The sequence below is a fragment of the Geobacillus sp. B4113_201601 genome, assembly GCF_001587475.1.
GTDB lineage: Bacteria > Bacillota > Bacilli > Bacillales > Anoxybacillaceae > Geobacillus > Geobacillus icigianus.
The window spans coordinates 1-1,945 of sequence record NZ_LQYX01000073.1; the positions used below are offsets into that span (position 1 = coordinate 1).

Consider the following 1,945-nt stretch of genomic DNA (forward strand, 5'->3'; position numbering starts at 1 on the left):
CCTCCTTCCATTTGAAAGATGACACTTGCATACAATCTATTATTAGTCATGCTGCTGCTATTGAACTTCTCATTCTAGCAACTGACATTTTTGATGAGATTTCCGATTGTGATCAAAGTGATCCAATTGTAAGTCAACTATCGATCGGAGAAGCCATCTTGATCGCGAATGCACTTATGATGGAAGCATTTCGGCTTATTCTTCATAACTCTAAAAGGCCGGTGAAAAAGTACACGCTAAGGCAGGGATGTAGGGGGCTGATGTCGAAAAAAGGAAGAAGAATCGTTGGAATGGTGCGTGAGCGGATCATGAAAGCCCCCAAACATCCTTCGACTCAGCCTCGTCTGTTTCAAGTCATCGACATGGAGGAACGGGTTCCCCCACATCATATCCTACGCCAAATCAACGAAGCGGTTGACGTTTCCGTCATTCACGATTGGGTGGCTCCCCTGTACACGGAAAAAACGGGTCGCCCGACGGCGGATCCGGAACGGCTGCTTCGCCTGATGCTGCTATCGTATTTGTTCGACCACTCCGAGCGGGAGTTGTATGAGATCCTCCCCATGCATGCCGGATACTTGTGGTTTTGCGGTCTCGACTTTGAATCCGTGCTCCATCCGGATCCTCATCACCCCACACTGCCGGATCGAACGACGCTCGTCAAAACACGGAAGCGCTGGCGCCAACACGGAATCTTTGATCGGCTGATGACCTACGTGGTGGATCAGTGCATCGCAGCGGGACTGGTCTCGCCGAATGTACATGCGGCGGCCGATGGCACTCAAGTGCGGGCGAATGCTTCGATCCACAGCTTGCGGGAAGTCAAGCTCGCTCCGGTGGAACCGTTGGAGGACTACCTCGCCCGCACCGCCCGGGAAGATGAACAGGCCGAGTCCCCGGAGACGGATCGGGATCCTGATGACGACCCGCCTTCTCCGTCTCCGCCATCAGGGGAACGCGTCCATGCCGGAGAACGAGGAAACTTCCGTGGAACCACGTTTTCCAACCAAACCCATCGAAGCGTGACGGATCCGGATGCCCGGTTGTACAAGAAAGGCAAAGGGCAGGAAGCGTATCCTCGGTATCTGGTGCACGACGTCATCGACGTCCAGTCGCGCGTGATTTTGTCCAGACGGGCCAGCCTCGCCACCGGAACGGCGGAACGGGAGACGAGTTTGGAGCAGCTGGCTTCCATTCGGTTTCGCCACCCGTCGATCACGATTCGAACCTTGTCCGCAGACAAAGCGTATGGCACCACGGAGTATTTGAAAGAGCTCTTCGTCCAAGGCATCACGCCGCTCGTGTCGCTGCGCCGCAAGGAGATGGAAGAAATTCCAACCTGGAAGCGCCGGGCGAAGGATCCCGCTCAGGAAGCACTACGCTAAGCGAACGTCCGGGAAGTTCAGATTCGCAACCAAGCGAGGCTCATTCAGCAACAGGGCGGTTATCGATCCATTCAAGCCCTTCGCACGCGTTGTGAGCATGTGTTTGCCGAAGGGAAGGAATGTCATGGGCTGGACCGGGCCCGAAGCCGAGGCCTGGACGCCATGGAAGAACAGGCGCTGTTGACCGCCGTCGTGCAAAATCTGAAGCGATTGTGCCGGTTTCGAAAAAAACGAGGGGAGACCGGCTCTTTGGCGTGCGCAAAAATGGAATTTGGAGCAGGAAGTCCTGCTCGTCCTCCCGTCCTTTGGCGCCAAATGGCGGGGAGAATGGTCTCCAAAATTCGACATGAGGGGAGTCTATGCCCCATTAATTCACCGGCCTTCTAGGAAAGTGGATGTTCCGTTTCCGTAACACTTTTGCAACGTCATCAGTTAAACAAAAAATAACGCATGCAGACCTGTTCCTAACGAAACTTGGTCTACAACAGGCGTGTTGATTATCCAATAAAATCCAAAGGGTATAGAAAAAAGAGCACCTTTCCTGTAGAATGTGAGTAGCG

1 pseudogene is annotated in these 1,945 nt (G+C 53.8%); it reads left to right on the plus strand.

From position 1 onward, the window contains the following. The first annotated feature begins 290 nt into the window (after positions 1–290). A pseudogene (locus B4113_RS08775) lies at positions 291–1,772 on the plus strand (transposase). Positions 1,773–1,945 lie beyond the last annotated feature (173 nt).